We start from the raw sequence: 16,310 nt of genomic DNA on the forward strand, positions 1-16,310 counted from the left end.
TTTATCTTGTCTAATTTCAACTCATATTCTTTTCAAACCCCATTCTCTTAAATGAACCTAATAAAATAATATTCAATTAAGTTCATTCATAACCCAAACAATATCTTGCCCTTTCATATTATTAAAAAAAAGAAAATAAGGATTGTCTATTTTGGTTAATATCATTTTAATTGTAATATTATTATCTTTCTGGATTATACTTTCACAATCAATATTCAATTTGAATGGAATTTTTAAATTATTAAAGTCAACTATAGAAAATAATGTTTCAATCTCTGTTTTCAATATTGAGTTTTTACCAATGTAATTAAAAGAAATTTGAATTATATTTTGCTCTTTATGCTGAACTAAAATTTTATCGAAAGAAACACAAGATGCTTCTACATTTATAAATGCTTGTTTAATATTAGTATTATTTAATAATAAATTTGTTAAAACAAAAACATCTGAAAAAGGGTTCAGTTCATAAAATTTATTTTTCTCGTTTATTTTAGATTGCATTTCATTATTTAACAACAGATTATTAAAAATAGCTCGATTTGCAAGTTTGAAAAAAGACCTTATATGAGAATTTGCTTCTTTTAATAATGTATATAAATGAAATCCTTTTATAAATCCATTAGGCTCGTTTTTCTTAAATTCTAAATTGAAATAATTTTTATCATCGAAGAATTTAATGATCTCTCTAGAATTATAAAATCCTTGATTGTTCATTTCAAAATGCAATAATAGCCAATGCTCAAATGCTATTGAAGTATATGCTACTTTATATTTTTTCCAATTTTCATCAAAATATTTCTCTTCAAAAACTTCTTCTTCACTAGAATTTTTACTCAAGAAATTTTCATCCTCATCATAAAAAAAAGCTTTACAATCTCCATCATACAATAATTGAAAATCATTTGATTTACTTGTGTTTTCAATTATAGAATCTAAAAATATTTTTTCTGCTTCTTTAAGTAAAACATTTTGCATTAAAAAAGATTCATAATCTAACTTATTTAAAAAATATCTTACTCGTTTATTTTCACCTTTTTCTTTTTCACTATTTCTAACATTCATTTGAAATATTTGAAATTTTTCCAATCTTTCATATATCTCTGAATTTATATGTGGTTTGATTTTAAAAAGACTATTCGCATCTAATTTAAATGAATTTTCCTCATCATTATCAGTAACAATCCAAACTTCATCAGAATCTTCATAGTTATGTTTGTATTTATATTTCATTGCTTCATACAGCAACCCTTTCACCGATGAACCTTTATAAGGTTGATTATTATTTTCAGGTAAAACAACAATATTAAAATTATTTTTTTTGCGAATATTAAAAACATCGCACAATCCTTCAAAATAGCTATACTCTGTAGGTCCTTCACAAACAATTAATATCCTTTTATTAAAATCATTATTTAAAGGTATTTTATTTTTTGTTTTAATTGGAATAATTGGGGCTTTTAAGTTTAACCCAATTCTTGATTTACGATTATTCTTATTATTCGGTTTCGCCATCTTGAATAAATTGACTTATAAGATTTTCCAGATATGGTTTTGCTATATGTGGCAAACCTCCTAATCGACCAGTCTCGTAAAAATCTGCTAATCTATTATTATCAATTTTTCTTAATCCTGTAAACTCTGCAAAAGAATACATATTTGAAGCTCCAAATTCATTTTTTTCAATAGCATATATTTGATCTCTTTCATATAAATTCCTGTCTAATAATGATATGTCATGAGTTGTGATAATTAACTGGGCATTATTCGGATTTGTAATTGGATTATTAAATAATTCAATTAACCAAGAAGTAATTTCAGTATGTAAACTTGTATTCATTTCGTCAATTAACAAAACCTGTCCATTTAATAAGGCATTCAAAATTACAGGTGAGATTCCTATAAGTTTTCTTGTGCCTGTTGATTGCTCTTTAAGTGGTATTGTGTCTATTCCAATTTCTGAATCACCATCAAAAAGTTTATGTTTAGACCTTAAATCATATTTTATTTGCTCAAACAACTTATCTTTAATTTCTTGCGAAATATCATCTGGAAAATTAATTTTTGAAATATCAACCATATTAGTTTCTATTCCTAAAATCCCTGAATTAGTTTCTTGCAAAATACTTTCAACAAGTGTAGAAATTTTACTATTTGGATTATCAATTATAAACTCACCGTATTTTCTAGTTAAAAAATTAGTATACTCTGTTTCTGTAAAAGTCAGGGAAATAACTTGATTAGAAAAAAAAGAATATACATCTTTTAATTCTGCATTACCAGCAATGTCTCCTCTTGAAAGGAACAATTGGTTTGGTTCAAAATTAACACTTTCTTTAGCTCCTTTTAAAGCAATAAACTTAATTGCTTGTTCATTTCTTTCGAACAAAGTATTTAAAGCTATTTTCCCTGTATTAGTTATGTTATAACTATATAAATATTCTTTTATAATAGATTTTTCACCAAAAGTAACTTGATAATTATATCTTTTTCTATTAGGAGCTATAAAATCTAATTCAAAAGTGCTTGGTTTCTCTTTTGTTTGCTTATCAAAATGAAAATACTCATTTGCATGCAATTTTTGATCAGAATTAAAATTTCCAGATTTTAAAACAAGCCATTCTAAAGCTTGAAAAGCTTTAATAAAATTACTTTTTCCAGAATTATTCGGACCATATAAAATTGCTGAAGGTAATATCTGAACTTTAGGGTAATTTTCAGGCTGTAAAACTTTTATTTCCCTGTTTCTTATCTTACCAAATGGTAATAACGAAAAAGTTTGTTTTTCTCTAAATGATCTAAAGTTTGTTATTGAAATCTCTATTAACATAATGTATAAGATTAATATTTGCAGTTATTCAACAAATATACACCTAAAACACGTACGCATATAAAGTTCTTTATGAAATTTTAGTTTTATTTTTTTTTACATAATTTTTACAGAAGTCATACTCAATGAACCGGCCAATAACTTATCATTAAACAAATCCAATTCATCTGTTTTATCTTTTAATCCTAAAGTATAAAGTAAAGGCAAATAATGATCCGGAGTAGGAATCGCCAGCTGAACTGCTTTATCCATTTTTTCGTAATCTATTAATGGCTGGAAATTGCCATCCAACAGATAATTGTTCACCGTTTCTCTAGCTTCAATCGCCCAGTCGAAACCATAATTGTCTTTATCAAAATTCCTGAAATCAACCAATCGTAAATTATGAACTATATTACCGCTTCCGATAATCAAAATACCTTTGTAACGGAGCGACTGCAGTTTCTGAGCCAGTTCAAAATGATATTGCCCTGATTTGGTATAATCAATACTCAACTGAATTACCGGAACATCAGCATTTGGATACAAATGTTTAATTACGCTCCAAGCCCCATGATCTAAACCCCAGTGTTCGTCTAAATCGACCAAAACCGGATCCAATATTTTTTGGGTTTCCAAAGCCAGTTCCGGGCTTCCTTTTGCAGGATACTGCACATCAAAAAGCGCTTGTGGAAAACCTCCAAAATCATGAATTGTTCTTGGCATCTGCATCGAAGTCACTTTTGTACCGTTGGTAAACCAATGTGCCGATACACACAATATTGCATTGGGCTGTGGCAATGTTTTAGCCAGATTACGAAAACCGGCCACAAACTGATTCTCTTCAATAGCATTCATCGGGCTTCCATGCCCCAAAAACAAAACCGGCATTTTATCTGTATTCGAAAACGTTGACGAAATCGAATGTAAATCGTTTAGTGTTGTCATTGCAAAGTAGCTTATAAAAATGAATAATCTTTTAAGTACTATGCAGAAAAACATCCGCAGGAATACTAAAATAATTTTTAAGTTTCTGTGCCATTTTTAAAGTAATTTCACGTTTACCTGATAAAATTGCAGAAACGTGTCCTTTACTTCCAATAATTAGCTCAAGATCTTTTGCCTTCATCCCTCTTTCCTGCATCTTATATTTTATAACTTCTAATGCATCTAATTCAGGCAACTGATAGTTTTTTTCATCATAATCCTTTACCAAAACAATTAACAAATCCAGTTCATCACTTTCCGGAGTATTTGGTTCTGCATGAAAAATTTCCATCAATCTCATCGATGCCTTGTTATAATCTCCTTCTGTTTTTAATACTTTCCAATTCATAATTATAAAGTTTTATCCATTAAAATTGTAGTATCAAATTCTACAGTTTCAACATTAATTTTGTCATACTCCTTATGTGTTCCAAACCAAATTACATAACAGGCCTGCTGCAAAAAATTGATAGAAACCACTAATCGAAAATCATTTCCCTTAATATTGAAAACAACTCTATTATTATTTACAATACTGGAATTTCCATAAACCTGTTTTAATTCATTGAAATTATTAAATGGAAACTTAGAAAACTCATTATACCAAATTAATAATTGTGTAGACGCAGTTGGATACTCTTTGATATAATATAAAATAGTTTTCTTTACAAGAATTTTCATAGAACAAATATATTAAAAAGTTTTCAAATTGCAAACTTTATAAGATTAAGAGTCCTGATTTATTCCTCAAAACTCTCATCTTTAAATCCTATCAAATATAGCTTATTTTTGGCACGTGTCATAGCGGTATAAAGCCATCTGATGTAGTCACGGTCTATTCCGTTTGGGAGATATGGCTGTTCGATAAAAACAGTATTCCACTGTCCTCCCTGAGATTTGTGACAGGTTATGGCGTAAGAAAATTTAACCTGCAGTCCATTAAAATATTCGTTCTCTTTTACTTTTTGGAATCTTTTGTACTTAGTTGGTTCGTCTTCATAGTCCTTCATCACTTCTTCATACAAACGATTGGATTCTTCATACGTTAAAGACGGCGATTCACTTTTTATAGTATCCAACAGTAAAACCGTTTCAAAAGGTTTCTGATCCGGATAATCGACCATTCTGATTTTGACTTTTGCAAAAGTAAATCCGTATAATTCTTTGATTCCGAAGAGTTCCAAAACTTCAATAATATCTCCATTCGCAATAAATCCGGCTTCATCGGTTTCTTTTAGCCAGAAATAATTATTCTTTACCACCATCAAAAAATCTCCCACCGAAAGTTCGCTTTCTTTAAACAATATTCTGGTTCGGATCTGTTCATTGTACTGATTTGCCCTTTTATTCGAACGTACTATAAAAGCAGTGTCTTCAATACTGTAATTGCTGTATGCGGTATTAATTGCATCCTGAATATCGTAACCGTCTGTTAATCTTACAATATCTTTGAACTTCTTGACATTAAACCTGAATTCAGTAATAAACGATTCTTTCAATAGTTCACGTAATTCGGTCGCATTAAATAAAATGCCTGAACTTTCTTCCTGACGCATGACCTCATCTAGTTCAATATGCTCAATTTCTTTATCATAATGGATTCCCAAAGTCTGAATATCCAAAGCCGGACTAATATCTAAATTTACCGGAGGCAGCTGGGCTGTGTCTCCCAAAAGAATCATTTTGCAGTTGGTTCCGGAATACACATAATTAATCAAATCATCCAAAAGAGAGCCGCTATCCAGCGTACTGTCTGAAATCATAGATGCCTCATCGACAATAAAAATGGTGTTTTTATGCTTATTGACCTGTTTGGTAAAAGCTACTCCTCCACCCGATGATTTCTTAGGGAAATATATTTTTTTATGAATTGTAAAAGCTGGTGTATTCGAATAATTAGCAATTACTTTTGCCGCACGACCGGTTGGTGCCAACAAAACAAATTTTTTATTGATATCGCCAAGATTATTTACAATGGTCGAAATCACGGTTGTTTTACCCGTTCCGGCATATCCTTTTAGTACAAAAATGGTATCGTTTTGAGGTTCGGTTAAAAAAATGGCAATTTTCTGAAAAAAAATATCCTGTTTGTAAGTTGGTGCAAAGGGAAATCTTTTTTGCAGAACACTATAAAATAATGCTGAATTCATAAGGTAAAATTGAAATACAAAGTACGTTCTTTTAAATGGCAATGGCAAAGGTCAAAATCAATGTCAATAGCAATATCAAATTTCAATGACATCTCCAAGAAACAATTCTGAAAGCATTGATAGTTTGAAAATTATACCAATATCAAGTTTGAAATTAAATTTAATCATTGTAGATATTTAATTTTTACGGAAAAACATTAGAATTAATTTAGATTTTTGAAATTGACTTTTGACATTGAATTTTAATATTGAATTTTAATATTGCATTTTGATTTTTGACATTGACATTGATTTTTGACATTGATATTGTTATTTATTTTATTTGTAAGTTTGTGATCGAATTAAATTTTTCCCTGAAACTGCAACAGGCAAGGATCGTAAATAAAATTATGGCATTTCAAAGCACCAATATTACATCAAAACTTTATAAAAAACTTTCTATTCAGGTTTCCCTGTCTGGTTTTTCTTTTTGTTGTTTCGATACATTGAATAATACTATCACTACGTTTAATGAAGTTCAATTTAACACTTCAAAAAAGACAATTACAATAGAAGAATCTTATGCAGAAGCTTTTAAAAAATTTCCGGAACTAAAGGATTCTTATGACGAAATTATGGTCATTCATAATAACAATCTTTCGACTTTTGTCCCTTCCGCACTTTTTGATGAGGATTATATGGGGAGTTATTTACAATACACTACAAAAGTTTTTGAAACCGATTTTTTTACTTACGATAAAATTTCAAATTACGAAATGAATGCTGTATACATTCCGTATGTAAACATCAATAACTTCCTGATTGACAATGTTGGATCATTTGATTACAAACATGTCAACAGTATTTTGGTCGAAAAAATTCTTGAAGCTTCAAAGAATAATGATCACAAAAAAATGATCGTCAATTTTAATCCCGATTATTTTGAAATTATTGTAGTTCAAAATCAAAAACTACTGTTATTCAATTCTTTTGAATATCATACCCCGGAAGATTTTATTTATTATTTACTTTTTACAGCCGAGCAATTGAGTTTAAATCCGGAAGTTTTTCCACTCGAATTATTGGGTACTATTCATAAAAATGACCCATTTTATGCTATTGCTTATAAGTACATTCGAAATGTATCCTTTTTGGATGTAAGCCCTTTACAACAAAAAAACAGCTTCACAACTGCCGAGAATCAAAAACATTATATCTTATTTCAATCATGAGAATCATTTCTGGAAAATACAAAGGACGCCGCATTTTTCCGCCAAAAAACCTTCCTGTAAGACCAACGACTGACATGAGTAAAGAAGCATTATTTAATGTTTTGAATAATCATTTTAGTTTTGATAGCTTAAAGGTTTTAGATTTATTTTCAGGAACCGGCAATATCAGTTATGAATTTGCTTCACGCGGAAGCGCCCCAATTACATCTGTTGATGGCGATTTTGGGTGCGTAAAATTTATCAAACAAGTTGCATCAGAATATGATTTTGATATTGCTGCAACCAAAAGTGATGTTTATAAATTTCTGGAGAACTGCAAAACTTCCTATGATATTGTTTTTGCCGATCCTCCTTACGGATTAGATCAGGCTGCTTTTGAAAAAATTGTTCTGACAGTTTTCGAAAGAGAATTACTTCATGAAGACGGAATGATGATTATTGAACATTCTAAGTATACCAAAATGGATCATTTGAGTAATTTTTCTTTTCAGAAAAGTTATGGCGGTTCCTTTTTTAGTTTCTTTGAATTGAATTCAACCGATGACGATGAAGAACTTCCGGGCAATTTATCAGCAAAAGATACAGAAGATGATGAAGGATGATTTGTATGTTTACTTAGGATAATGAAAATAAATTAGTTCCTTTATAATTACCCAAAAACTAAACATACAAAACATACTACTTAAGTCTTTTTACTCCAAAATAATATTTAAATTCTACTCCATAAACCCCCATATTATCTGTAGGTTCTTTTCGATTTAATTTATCAAAAGAGTCCGAAACGCGAATAGTATTATAACATACGTTGATTGCTAAAGAATTTGAATACCAGGTGTCAAAATTAATAACAACTCCTGCACCCAATCCAAAATTATGGGACGAAACGGATAAACTTCTTTCGGTTATTCGAGAACCTATTGTATTATTACCACTAGTTTCTCTGACATTAATTAATGAGTACATATACTTTGGAAGTATTTGTATATAACCACCGGAGGGATCTTCATGATCACCCAAAAGTATTTTAGGACAGAAACTAAAATTTACAGTAGAGAATGATCTGTCAGTAGCACTTATAACATTTCCTAAATCAATTGAATCTACGTTATCTTTATACTTACCATACATATAATTTACTTCTATTTCCGGTGATAAAAAACCGGCTACTTTATATTCTAAACCTGCTGAAAGACTTAATGCAGTAGATGATTGCAAATCTTTTTCAAACGAATACAAATGAACAAAACCTCCAATTCCAACAAAAGGACGCAATTCTTGTGCGGTACTATTTAAGGCTGTAAATAAAATAAAATAAATAAAAATGTTTCCTTTCATCTGGACTTTAAAATTAATCGCAGCAAAAGTAAGATTTAAACAACACTAATAATAAAACGCAAAACATTTTCTCAGGAATTATCCTGAAATCATATAAGGTTCTAAAACAATTGTATAACAACAATTAGCAATTCTAAGATAAATTTGTAGTAAACCTTAAAAACATATTACCATGAACCTAAAAAGATTTTTCGGAGGTTTGCTTACCATTCTTGGTATTGTAGGCCTAATTTATACAGCTGTTATATTTGCCGGTACATCTGGCGAAACAAGGGATATCAAGTCACTAATTATTTATGGCATTCTTGGAATTGTATTTTTTATGTCAGGAATTAGCCTGGTACGTACAACAAAAGACGAATCGTAGTTTTTTACGAAAAACTAAAAATCAAAAATTATTTCTCGCAGATATAAACGATGTTTTATCTACTCAATTAGCATAATCTGCGAGAAACAATAAATGAGAGCCAATTTATTAAAGTGCTGCTTCTACAGTAGTTTCCAGATTCAGATCTGTAAAATCACGTTCCGTTTTTGAGATAATAATCGTCGCCACGGTATTTCCAATTAAATTTGTAATCGCCCTGGCTTCACTCATAAATTTATCCACTCCAAGTAAAAATGCCAGACCTTCTACAGGAATTTTATGAATTGCCGTTAAAGTCGAGGCCAAAACTATAAATCCGCTTCCGGTAACACCCGCCGCACCTTTGGAAGTAATCATCAAAATTCCGATAACAGTCAGAATCTCAAAGAAACTCAAATGCACATCGTACAACTGAGCGAGGAAAATAACCGACATCGACAAATAAATCGAAGTCCCATCCAAATTAAAAGAATACCCTGTCGGAATAACCAAACCAACTACCGATTTACTACAGCCCATTCGTTCCAGCTTCATCATAATACTTGGCAGTGCAGCTTCAGATGATGACGTCCCCAAAACCAATAGGAGTTCTTCTTTAATATATTTTAAAATCGAAAGAATACTAATTTTATAATACTTCAGAATGCTTCCCAAAATCAAAAACACAAACAAAGCCATGGTCAAATAAACACAAAGCATCAATTTACCAAGCGGAATCAATGTCTCGAGACCAAATTTACCAATTGTATACGCCATTCCGCCAAAAGCACCAATTGGAGCCAAATACATCACATATTTCAAACCTGTAAATACGACATTCGAAACCCGTTCAAGAATCAGGATTGTCTGTTCTCTTTTTTGATAAAAATTTAGTGCTATTCCACAAACAATTGCAGCCAGTAAGACCTGCAAAGTAAAATTCGAAAGAAAAAACTGCAGCCATGAAAAATTTTCTGCTGCACCTTTTGTATACTGACTTGCATCGCCAATCGCTAACCCCGATTTATCAATTTTTCCAGGCTGAAAAAAATAAGCAATCGTTACACCAATTGCCAGGGCAACTGTCGAAACCACTTCAAAATAGGCCAGAGCCTTCACGCCTATTCGCCCTACTTTCTTTAAGTTTCCCATTCCTGAAATTCCCAAAACGATTGTCAAAAATATAATCGGGCCAATAAATACCTTTATAAGATCAATAAATCCTTTACCGATTTTCTCCATTTTTATACCTTTTTCCGGCGAAAAATGTCCTAATAAAATACCCGCAATAATAGCGACTAAAACCCAGAAAGTGAGATTCGTAACGACAGCCCGAAAAAAAGATTTCTTGTTTTTTGAAGATGAAGGTTTTGGAGTTGATATATTCATGAAAGTAAGTTAGTTGCTCACAAATATATAAAAAATGCAGACCTGTAAGCCGGATTCTGTTCTTGTTTCATCGAAACGAAACAATACCTTATCATTTATCTAGATCCCGCATTACTGCGAGACTCAAGCTACCTACCCTTCAACAACGGACGAGAAGCCCTTAAATGCTGATATACTTGGTATTTCACCGCATAGAGTTTACCTGGTTTCACTACAGCATTACCTGTACATACTTTCTGTTGCACTTGTCCTTGCGCCATTTCTAACGCCGACGGGTGTTACCCGCTATGCTTCTCTGTGGTGTCCGGACTTTCCTCCCTCTCATCATAAGACAAGACGACGATAAGGCGGTCTGCGGCGCAAAAGTAGCGATTTATAAACTAACAATAATAATTTTAGATTTTAGATTTCCTTTTAATTCGCAATGTTTTAATTTTAAATTGGTTATCTTTAAAATCCTTAATTTTAAATTCATTTATTATGGCTAAAATGTATCATTACGCAACTGTTTCAAAAGCTTTAGATCAATTGAATGAAAAAGGATTCACCTGTGATTTTAATCGAAATGCAGACATGATTAAAAAGAATCCTGAGAAATTTGAAATTGTTCATGTGTATCGATACGAAGGGGAATCAGACCCTGGCGATGAGGCAGTTGTATACGGAATTAAATCGAACTCGGGCAAAAAGGGTGTTTATGTAGCAGGCTTTTCTACACACTCAGATCAGGAAACCGCAAAATTTCTATTCGATTTGAGCATAAAAGGAAGGTGATTTTTCAGGAGCTGTCTCCTGCTGTCCACTGTATCTTTTGTGCCGAACCCCGGCACAAAAGGATGTCGTTCCCATCAGGGCTAGGGCTTTAGCTCTCAAAAGAAAATTATGGTTTTCAAAATCAAAGAAACAACAACATTTTATAACCTATGTCATTTCTTTAAACGTAATCGAAATATGTGCTTTTAAAGAAATGACATAAAAAACTAACCTTCGCAAACTTTGCGTAAATCTTATTGTCTCCTCTGCTTAAAACCTGTTTAATCATGCTGCGAAACATAATTATACTGCCAAAGCACATTTATAATTTTCCATTCGCCATTGGTTTTCACAATATGCATATAATCAATCCAGGTATCTGCAAGTAATTTTACCGATGCCGTTTTAGCCGAAACATCCAGTAACTTAATTTCCTTTCTTGGATTTTTCGGAAACTTATCTCCTTTTACATTATAAGTTTCAGCAAGTATCACCATATTTTCTGCAAAATACTCTGAAATATAATCTTTCTTCGCTGCCTTACTTCTAAAAACCGATCTTTTAACCATTCTGGGATGCAAAGCGCCTTCCATCAATTTTGGATTAGGATTATGCTGTGACTCAATATAAGCTAAAGCTACACGCTTAATATCTAATGTATCCTGAGCGGTTTGGGCTTGGATTTTAAAGAAACAACATACAACAGCTAGTATTAACAGATATTTTTTCATCTATATTTTTAAAATTTATTTTTTTTCAAAATCATAATTAATTCCTCCAACTGCACTGTTGGCATTTTTACCACTGACTCTATTTTCGATTCCTCAGAAGCAATAACCAAAACCGATTCGTTGTCCTCTTCATATCCTGCCTGTACAGAAAAATAGTTTGGATTTGAAATTAAAGTTTCCTTTTTTCCATCTTTAAACCAGCCATAATTGGCTTCGTAAATGATTTTATTCTCTGCTATTTGAAAAGTTTCTTCGCCATACGTATTCCATAAAGAAATTCGTAATGTATAAAATCCTATAAGAGAAAATATTCCTATTGCTAAAAAATAACCAAAATGTAATCCACTCCCGTCTGCAATAGCAGAAATTACTCCTAATACAGGTAAAACAAAAAAACAAAAAGCTAACCCAAACATTACTGCCCGAACTAAGATTGGAGATTTTTTTACTTTTAGATTGAGGATATTGTTTTGAAGATAATATTGTTGCATGTTTTATTAATAACTAATTTTAAAGTCTGTTTAAAGAAAAGGAAAAGAACATCAAAATTCAATTAGCTTCCTAATTTACCGTAACGCTGTTGTTCAGAAAAATATATGATTATAGTTTTTCCATTTTTTTTGTATGGATAAAACAATTCGTAAGTTCCATCATTGGCACTATATCGTAACTCGCTACTATTTTTATCAAATATTGAATTTAAGTATTCTCTTTCTTCTTTAGTTGTTTTATGGATATATCCTATTTTCTGAGGATGAATAGTGTCATTCAAATCACCTTCATAATACGGATTAAAACCTAAATAAACTGGAGAACCTTTAAGTGAATCTTTAACAATTAATGTTACGCTTGGAAAATTTTTATCCGTTTCTGATAAAATTCTCAAAGTGTTTGCAGTTTCCTTAATATATTTTTCTGAAAAAGTATAATTTACTAATTTATCATTATTTACTTTATTATTATCCACTATTGATTTAGCAGATTCAATCAGCATACTTTCTTTTTTGCTAGAAGTCAGATAATCTCCTCCAAAAAGAATTAATGCTAATAATGGAAAGATAAAAAGCAAAGTCATAAACTTCCATTTATTCGATTTGTGAATTATGACATCCAGATTATGTTTTTCAGCAATTCTGGTTAAATTAAACATAATATTAATAATTAGTGAGCCAAACATAAGGGCAAGAATACCGAAAACACTGAAATAAAAAGTTTCGGTCATATTTTCCCTAAAAACTTTTAAACCAAAAACCTGAATCATTATAAAAGTAAAAACCCAATAAACCAATAAAAGTATTGAAGTTATTCCGATGATGTTACTTAATTTAACTATTTGTTTTGCATTCATAAATGATATTATATTTAATTATTTTTTCAAAACTGAATTTTGTTTGGGATTAAAAATAGTGCATTTTTTATTACAAAATAATCAATCATAATATTTTCACTATAAATAATTAAAAGGTAAAAAGTACAAATTGTAAACACAACTTTCTCTAAAAAAAGATGTTACTTTCTAATCTTGAAAACACTTAAAATCTTTCAATTTTTAAATTTTTTAATCATTAAATTATACCCTATATTTGCTATCGAATAAAACAGAATATGGAACAATTTGTAGTATCGGCCCGTAAATACCGCCCGCAGACCTTTAAGGATGTTGTGGGGCAAAAAGCCATTACAAACACTTTGCTAAATGCCATTGAAAGCAATCACTTGGCTTCGGCTCTTTTGTTCACCGGACCGCGTGGAGTTGGTAAAACGACCTGCGCCCGTATCCTGGCCAGAAAAATAAACCAGCCGGGATATGATGATCCAAACGAAGATTTTGCTTTTAACGTTTTTGAGTTAGATGCTGCTTCAAACAACTCGGTTGATGACATTCGAAGTCTTATCGATCAGGTTAGAATCCCGCCCCAGACCGGGCAATACAAAGTCTACATTATTGACGAGGTTCATATGTTGTCTTCGGCGGCTTTTAACGCCTTCCTGAAAACATTAGAAGAACCGCCAAAACATGCTATTTTTATTTTAGCAACAACAGAAAAACATAAAATCATTCCGACGATTTTATCACGTTGTCAGATTTTTGATTTCAAAAGGATTACTGTAAAAGATGCTAAAGAACATTTAGCTGATGTTGCTGCCAGTCAGGGCATCAATTTTGAAGACGATGCTTTACACATTATCGCTCAAAAAGCTGATGGTGCAATGCGTGATGCTTTATCCATTTTTGACCGTGTCGTTTCTTACTGCGGTACAAACCTGACAAGACAAGCCGTAACCGAAAACCTAAATGTTTTAGATTACGAAACCTATATCTCAATTACCGACTTACTTTTAGAGAATAAAATCCCGGAACTTTTGCTTGCTTACAACGACATACTTTCAAAAGGTTTTGACGGACATCATTTTATTTCAGGGCTTGCTTCTCACTTTAGAGATTTACTGGTGAGTAAAACACCTTCAACCATAGCTTTACTGGAAGTTGGGGAACAGGCACAACAAATGTACGGAGTTCAGTCTCAAAAATGTTCTCAGGATTTTTTACTTAAAGGAATTGACATTGCAAACGATTGTGACTTAAAATATAAATTAAGCCAAAATCAGCGTCTTTTGGTCGAATTATGTTTGATGCAATTGGCCTCTATCAACTTTGATGGAGAAAAAAAAAAGTTGAGCAATTCATAATTCCGCCCGTTTATTTTAAAAATGGAGGATATTCTATAACTGAAGTTCAAAGTCCAAAGTCCAACGTTGAAAGTAAAACTGAATCCGAAAATCCGGTTTCAAAAATTGAAAACCCGAATAATTCGACTGAAGCAGCAGGATCTCAAAAAATAGAAACAGCTGAAATTCTACCATCACAAACTCCCGTCGATGTAAAACCTGAAGTTAGTAGTGAACCTAAAGTTTCTGCTTTTTCTCTGGCAAGTATCCGCAAGAAAAAAGAGCTTGAGGCACAAAGTAAATCCTATATAAAACCTTCTTCAGTTCTGCTTACAGAAGAATTTTCTGAAACTGATATGCTTTTGCACTGGAACAAATATGCACAGCGTTTGGGTGAAAAAGGTTTCAAAATTATGGAATCGTTATTACTAATTAACGATCCAAAATTAAACGGAACAGTAATTACACTTGAATTGCCTAATGAAGGTTCTAAATTAGATTTTGAAAGCCAGATTAACGGACTTTTAGGCCATTTAAAAGGTCATTTACATAATCACGACATCACAATTGAAGTAATTGTAAATGAAACTGTAGAAACCAAAAGAAACTTAAACGATCAGGACCGCTACAACCGATTATTAGAAATCAACCCAAACATTGAACTTTTACGTTCAACATTTGGATTAGATTTACCTGGTTAGTCCATTTTTTATATTGTATACCTCTTTCAACAACACCTATTTATTTCTTAATCCGTAAGTGTAGACTTTTTGCAACCATTTTTCTCTTTGCTCTTCATCAGCAGTTTTTATGATCCCTATATAACTTACTTTTACCGGCTTAACACCACAAAACTGCAGTATGCATTTCTTTAACTGATTAACACTTGGTCTTGCATAAACAAATCGGTAATACCATCCGGGCTGATCTAAAGTAGTAATGATATGAGCAGTCTTTCCTTTTAAGAGCTTATCCCACCAAACTGAATTTTCCCGATATTGAAATGCCATTCCGGGTAAAAATAAGCGATCGATAAATCCTTTTGTAATTGCCGGCAGACCTCCCCACCAAACTGGATGAATCCAGACCAAATGATCTGCATTCTGAATTTTTTTCCAGGCATCTGATAAATCAGGTTCTAATTCTGTTCGTTTTTGATAGCCAAATTGCAGGTTGGGATTAAAATTTAGAGACGCAATTGTAATGGTTTCTACATTTGCACCAGAAGCAAGTACCCCTTTTTGGTACTGCTCTGCTATAGCAAAATTAAAACTGTTGGGATTTGGATGTCCGTTTATAATTAGTATTTTTTTCATGTTAGTTTTTTTTCAAAAATACTAACACACTTATTAAATGTTCAGGACAAATGTCTATAAAATTGCCTTACGAACCCGGCTCAAATGTCTTGGTGTGATTCCTAAATAAGAAGCCAAAAATTGAAGTGGAATCAACTGCAGGTATTTTTGATGGTTCTTATAAAGTTCTTCATATCGCTGTGCAGCAGATAATTTCTGAAAAGAAATCATTCTTTTATTTAGATTTACAAACTCTGTTTCGGTCAATTTTCTACCTGTTTCCTGCCAATTAGAACCCGACTCGTAGAGGGTTTCCAAAGCTTTACGATCCAGAACCTGTAATTCTGTATCGGTTAAAGCCTGAATATTTTCTTCTGCTTTTTCTTTGGTTATAAAACTGGCAAACGAAGCCATAAATTCATTTTCAAAAGCAAAACAATTTGTAATTTCATCTCCTTTATGATTAACAAAAAAAGAACGAAGAATTCCTTTTTTGATGAAAACAATTTCGTTGCAAACCTGATTCTCCGTCAATAGAAAATCACCTTTTCTGAGTGTCCTAAACGTAATTAAATGGTCTAAAAGATTTAATTCTTCTGAAGAGAAATTCCGGATTGACTGAAAAATAGCTTTCATC

Annotated in this window: 19 protein-coding genes and 1 other RNA gene; 6 read left to right on the forward strand and 14 right to left on the reverse strand. The window is 31.7% G+C overall.

Features of this window, described 5'->3' with window-relative positions:
* Nucleotides 1-72: 72 nt before the first annotated feature.
* The 6 genes from BXU10_RS17110 to BXU10_RS17135 all read right to left on the reverse strand — a co-directional run bounded on the left by BXU10_RS17110 (nt 73) and on the right by BXU10_RS17135 (nt 5,943).
* Nucleotides 73-1,512: an RloB domain-containing protein gene (locus tag BXU10_RS17110; RefSeq protein ID WP_078228756.1), complete on the reverse strand. Its 1,440-nt coding sequence runs from the start codon at nt 1,510-1,512 to the stop codon at nt 73-75.
* Nucleotides 1,496-2,827 (reverse strand): ATP/GTP-binding protein, encoded by a 1,332-nt coding sequence (locus tag BXU10_RS17115; protein ID WP_078228758.1) that lies wholly within the window; start codon nt 2,825-2,827, stop codon nt 1,496-1,498. Before BXU10_RS17115 ends, BXU10_RS17110 begins: the two co-directional genes overlap by 17 nt.
* A 96-nt stretch (nt 2,828-2,923) precedes the next feature.
* Nucleotides 2,924-3,754, reverse strand: a complete 831-nt coding sequence (ygiD, locus tag BXU10_RS17120) for a 4,5-DOPA dioxygenase extradiol (RefSeq protein ID WP_078228760.1) — start codon at nt 3,752-3,754, stop codon at nt 2,924-2,926.
* Between the two features lie 31 nt (nt 3,755-3,785).
* The gene (locus BXU10_RS17125; protein ID WP_078228762.1) at nt 3,786-4,142 is read right to left on the reverse strand and encodes a type II toxin-antitoxin system HigA family antitoxin; all 357 of its coding nucleotides are present in this window, start codon (nt 4,140-4,142) and stop codon (nt 3,786-3,788) included.
* A gap of 2 nt (nt 4,143-4,144) precedes the next feature.
* Nucleotides 4,145-4,474 carry a type II toxin-antitoxin system HigB family toxin gene (locus tag BXU10_RS17130; protein ID WP_078228763.1) on the reverse strand — a complete coding sequence of 110 codons (330 nt, stop codon included), beginning with the start codon at nt 4,472-4,474 and terminating at the stop codon, nt 4,145-4,147.
* Between the two features lie 59 nt (nt 4,475-4,533).
* Nucleotides 4,534-5,943, reverse strand: coding sequence for an ATP-dependent RecD-like DNA helicase (locus tag BXU10_RS17135; protein WP_078228765.1), 1,410 nt, complete (start codon nt 5,941-5,943; stop codon nt 4,534-4,536).
* 389 nt (nt 5,944-6,332) lie between these two features.
* On the opposite strand from BXU10_RS17135, the gene BXU10_RS17140 reads away from it, so the two are divergent.
* Together BXU10_RS17140 and BXU10_RS17145 are read left to right on the forward strand one after the other, a co-directional pair.
* Entirely contained in the window at nt 6,333-7,154 is an 822-nt protein-coding gene (locus tag BXU10_RS17140; RefSeq protein ID WP_078228869.1) for a DUF3822 family protein, read from the forward strand.
* Complete coding sequence (locus BXU10_RS17145; RefSeq protein ID WP_078228767.1) at nt 7,151-7,756, forward strand: RsmD family RNA methyltransferase; 606 nt, start codon at nt 7,151-7,153, stop codon at nt 7,754-7,756. Before BXU10_RS17140 ends, BXU10_RS17145 begins: the two co-directional genes overlap by 4 nt.
* Nucleotides 7,757-7,832: 76 nt before the next feature.
* On the opposite strand, the gene BXU10_RS17150 is transcribed toward BXU10_RS17145, so the two are convergent.
* Entirely contained in the window at nt 7,833-8,489 is a 657-nt protein-coding gene (locus BXU10_RS17150) for a hypothetical protein (protein WP_078228769.1), read from the reverse strand.
* 172 nt (nt 8,490-8,661) lie between these two features.
* Between BXU10_RS17150 and BXU10_RS17155 the strand changes: the two genes are divergently transcribed.
* Complete coding sequence (locus BXU10_RS17155) at nt 8,662-8,856, forward strand: hypothetical protein (RefSeq protein ID WP_008467912.1); 195 nt, start codon at nt 8,662-8,664, stop codon at nt 8,854-8,856.
* 108 nt (nt 8,857-8,964) lie between these two features.
* Here the strand turns inward: BXU10_RS17155 and BXU10_RS17160 are convergent, their stop codons facing one another.
* Entirely contained in the window at nt 8,965-10,224 is a 1,260-nt protein-coding gene (locus BXU10_RS17160; protein ID WP_078228771.1) for a cation:dicarboxylate symporter family transporter, read from the reverse strand.
* Between the two features lie 29 nt (nt 10,225-10,253).
* Nucleotides 10,254-10,583, reverse strand: an RNA gene (gene rnpB / locus BXU10_RS17165) — RNase P RNA component class A.
* A gap of 121 nt (nt 10,584-10,704) precedes the next feature.
* On the opposite strand from rnpB, the gene BXU10_RS17170 reads away from it, so the two are divergent.
* Nucleotides 10,705-10,998, forward strand: coding sequence for a hypothetical protein (locus BXU10_RS17170; protein ID WP_031453205.1), 294 nt, complete (start codon nt 10,705-10,707; stop codon nt 10,996-10,998).
* Nucleotides 10,999-11,258: 260 nt separating this feature from the next.
* On the opposite strand, the gene BXU10_RS17175 is transcribed toward BXU10_RS17170, so the two are convergent.
* From BXU10_RS17175 to BXU10_RS17185, 3 genes are all read right to left on the reverse strand, one after another.
* Entirely contained in the window at nt 11,259-11,708 is a 450-nt protein-coding gene (locus tag BXU10_RS17175; RefSeq protein WP_078228773.1) for a nuclear transport factor 2 family protein, read from the reverse strand.
* An 8-nt stretch (nt 11,709-11,716) separates the two neighbouring features.
* Complete coding sequence (locus BXU10_RS17180; RefSeq protein WP_078228775.1) at nt 11,717-12,199, reverse strand: hypothetical protein; 483 nt, start codon at nt 12,197-12,199, stop codon at nt 11,717-11,719.
* A 62-nt stretch (nt 12,200-12,261) separates the two neighbouring features.
* Nucleotides 12,262-13,056, reverse strand: coding sequence for a hypothetical protein (locus BXU10_RS17185; RefSeq protein ID WP_078228777.1), 795 nt, complete (start codon nt 13,054-13,056; stop codon nt 12,262-12,264).
* Between the two features lie 257 nt (nt 13,057-13,313).
* On the opposite strand from BXU10_RS17185, the gene dnaX reads away from it, so the two are divergent.
* Complete coding sequence (dnaX, locus tag BXU10_RS17190; protein WP_078228779.1) at nt 13,314-14,399, forward strand: DNA polymerase III subunit gamma/tau; 1,086 nt, start codon at nt 13,314-13,316, stop codon at nt 14,397-14,399.
* Nucleotides 14,400-14,734: 335 nt separating this feature from the next.
* Entirely contained in the window at nt 14,735-15,079 is a 345-nt protein-coding gene (locus BXU10_RS17195; protein WP_078228781.1) for a DNA polymerase III, read from the forward strand.
* Nucleotides 15,080-15,115: 36 nt separating this feature from the next.
* On the opposite strand, the gene BXU10_RS17200 is transcribed toward BXU10_RS17195, so the two are convergent.
* On the reverse strand, nt 15,116-15,694 hold the full coding sequence (locus BXU10_RS17200) for an NAD(P)H-dependent oxidoreductase (protein ID WP_078228782.1): 579 nt from the start codon (nt 15,692-15,694) through the stop codon (nt 15,116-15,118).
* Nucleotides 15,695-15,748: 54 nt separating this feature from the next.
* Nucleotides 15,749-16,309, reverse strand: coding sequence for a Crp/Fnr family transcriptional regulator (locus tag BXU10_RS17205; protein WP_078228783.1), 561 nt, complete (start codon nt 16,307-16,309; stop codon nt 15,749-15,751).
* Between the last annotated feature and the right edge of the window lies 1 nt (nt 16,310).

Origin of the sequence: Flavobacterium sp. LM4 (assembly GCF_002017935.1) — a bacterium.
GTDB classification, from domain to species: Bacteria; Bacteroidota; Bacteroidia; order Flavobacteriales; family Flavobacteriaceae; genus Flavobacterium; species Flavobacterium chungangense.

Coding starts and splice junctions, on each gene's coding strand:
- BXU10_RS17130 (WP_078228763.1), bottom strand. CDS start 4,474: ATGAAAATTCTTGTAAAGAAAACTATTTTATATTATATCAAAGAGTAT.
- BXU10_RS17135 (WP_078228765.1), bottom strand. CDS start 5,943: ATGAATTCAGCATTATTTTATAGTGTTCTGCAAAAAAGATTTCCCTTT.
- BXU10_RS17150 (WP_078228769.1), bottom strand. CDS start 8,489: ATGAAAGGAAACATTTTTATTTATTTTATTTTATTTACAGCCTTAAAT.
- BXU10_RS17140 (WP_078228869.1), top strand. CDS start 6,333: ATGGCATTTCAAAGCACCAATATTACATCAAAACTTTATAAAAAACTT.
- BXU10_RS17125 (WP_078228762.1), bottom strand. CDS start 4,142: ATGAATTGGAAAGTATTAAAAACAGAAGGAGATTATAACAAGGCATCG.
- BXU10_RS17195 (WP_078228781.1), top strand. CDS start 14,735: ATGCTTTTGCACTGGAACAAATATGCACAGCGTTTGGGTGAAAAAGGT.
- BXU10_RS17115 (WP_078228758.1), bottom strand. CDS start 2,827: ATGTTAATAGAGATTTCAATAACAAACTTTAGATCATTTAGAGAAAAA.
- BXU10_RS17155 (WP_008467912.1), top strand. CDS start 8,662: ATGAACCTAAAAAGATTTTTCGGAGGTTTGCTTACCATTCTTGGTATT.
- BXU10_RS17200 (WP_078228782.1), bottom strand. CDS start 15,694: ATGAAAAAAATACTAATTATAAACGGACATCCAAATCCCAACAGTTTT.
- BXU10_RS17170 (WP_031453205.1), top strand. CDS start 10,705: ATGGCTAAAATGTATCATTACGCAACTGTTTCAAAAGCTTTAGATCAA.
- ygiD (WP_078228760.1), bottom strand. CDS start 3,754: ATGACAACACTAAACGATTTACATTCGATTTCGTCAACGTTTTCGAAT.
- BXU10_RS17110 (WP_078228756.1), bottom strand. CDS start 1,512: ATGGCGAAACCGAATAATAAGAATAATCGTAAATCAAGAATTGGGTTA.
- dnaX (WP_078228779.1), top strand. CDS start 13,314: ATGGAACAATTTGTAGTATCGGCCCGTAAATACCGCCCGCAGACCTTT.
- BXU10_RS17145 (WP_078228767.1), top strand. CDS start 7,151: ATGAGAATCATTTCTGGAAAATACAAAGGACGCCGCATTTTTCCGCCA.
- BXU10_RS17205 (WP_078228783.1), bottom strand. CDS start 16,309: ATGAAAGCTATTTTTCAGTCAATCCGGAATTTCTCTTCAGAAGAATTA.
- BXU10_RS17175 (WP_078228773.1), bottom strand. CDS start 11,708: ATGAAAAAATATCTGTTAATACTAGCTGTTGTATGTTGTTTCTTTAAA.
- BXU10_RS17185 (WP_078228777.1), bottom strand. CDS start 13,056: ATGAATGCAAAACAAATAGTTAAATTAAGTAACATCATCGGAATAACT.
- BXU10_RS17160 (WP_078228771.1), bottom strand. CDS start 10,224: ATGAATATATCAACTCCAAAACCTTCATCTTCAAAAAACAAGAAATCT.
- BXU10_RS17180 (WP_078228775.1), bottom strand. CDS start 12,199: ATGCAACAATATTATCTTCAAAACAATATCCTCAATCTAAAAGTAAAA.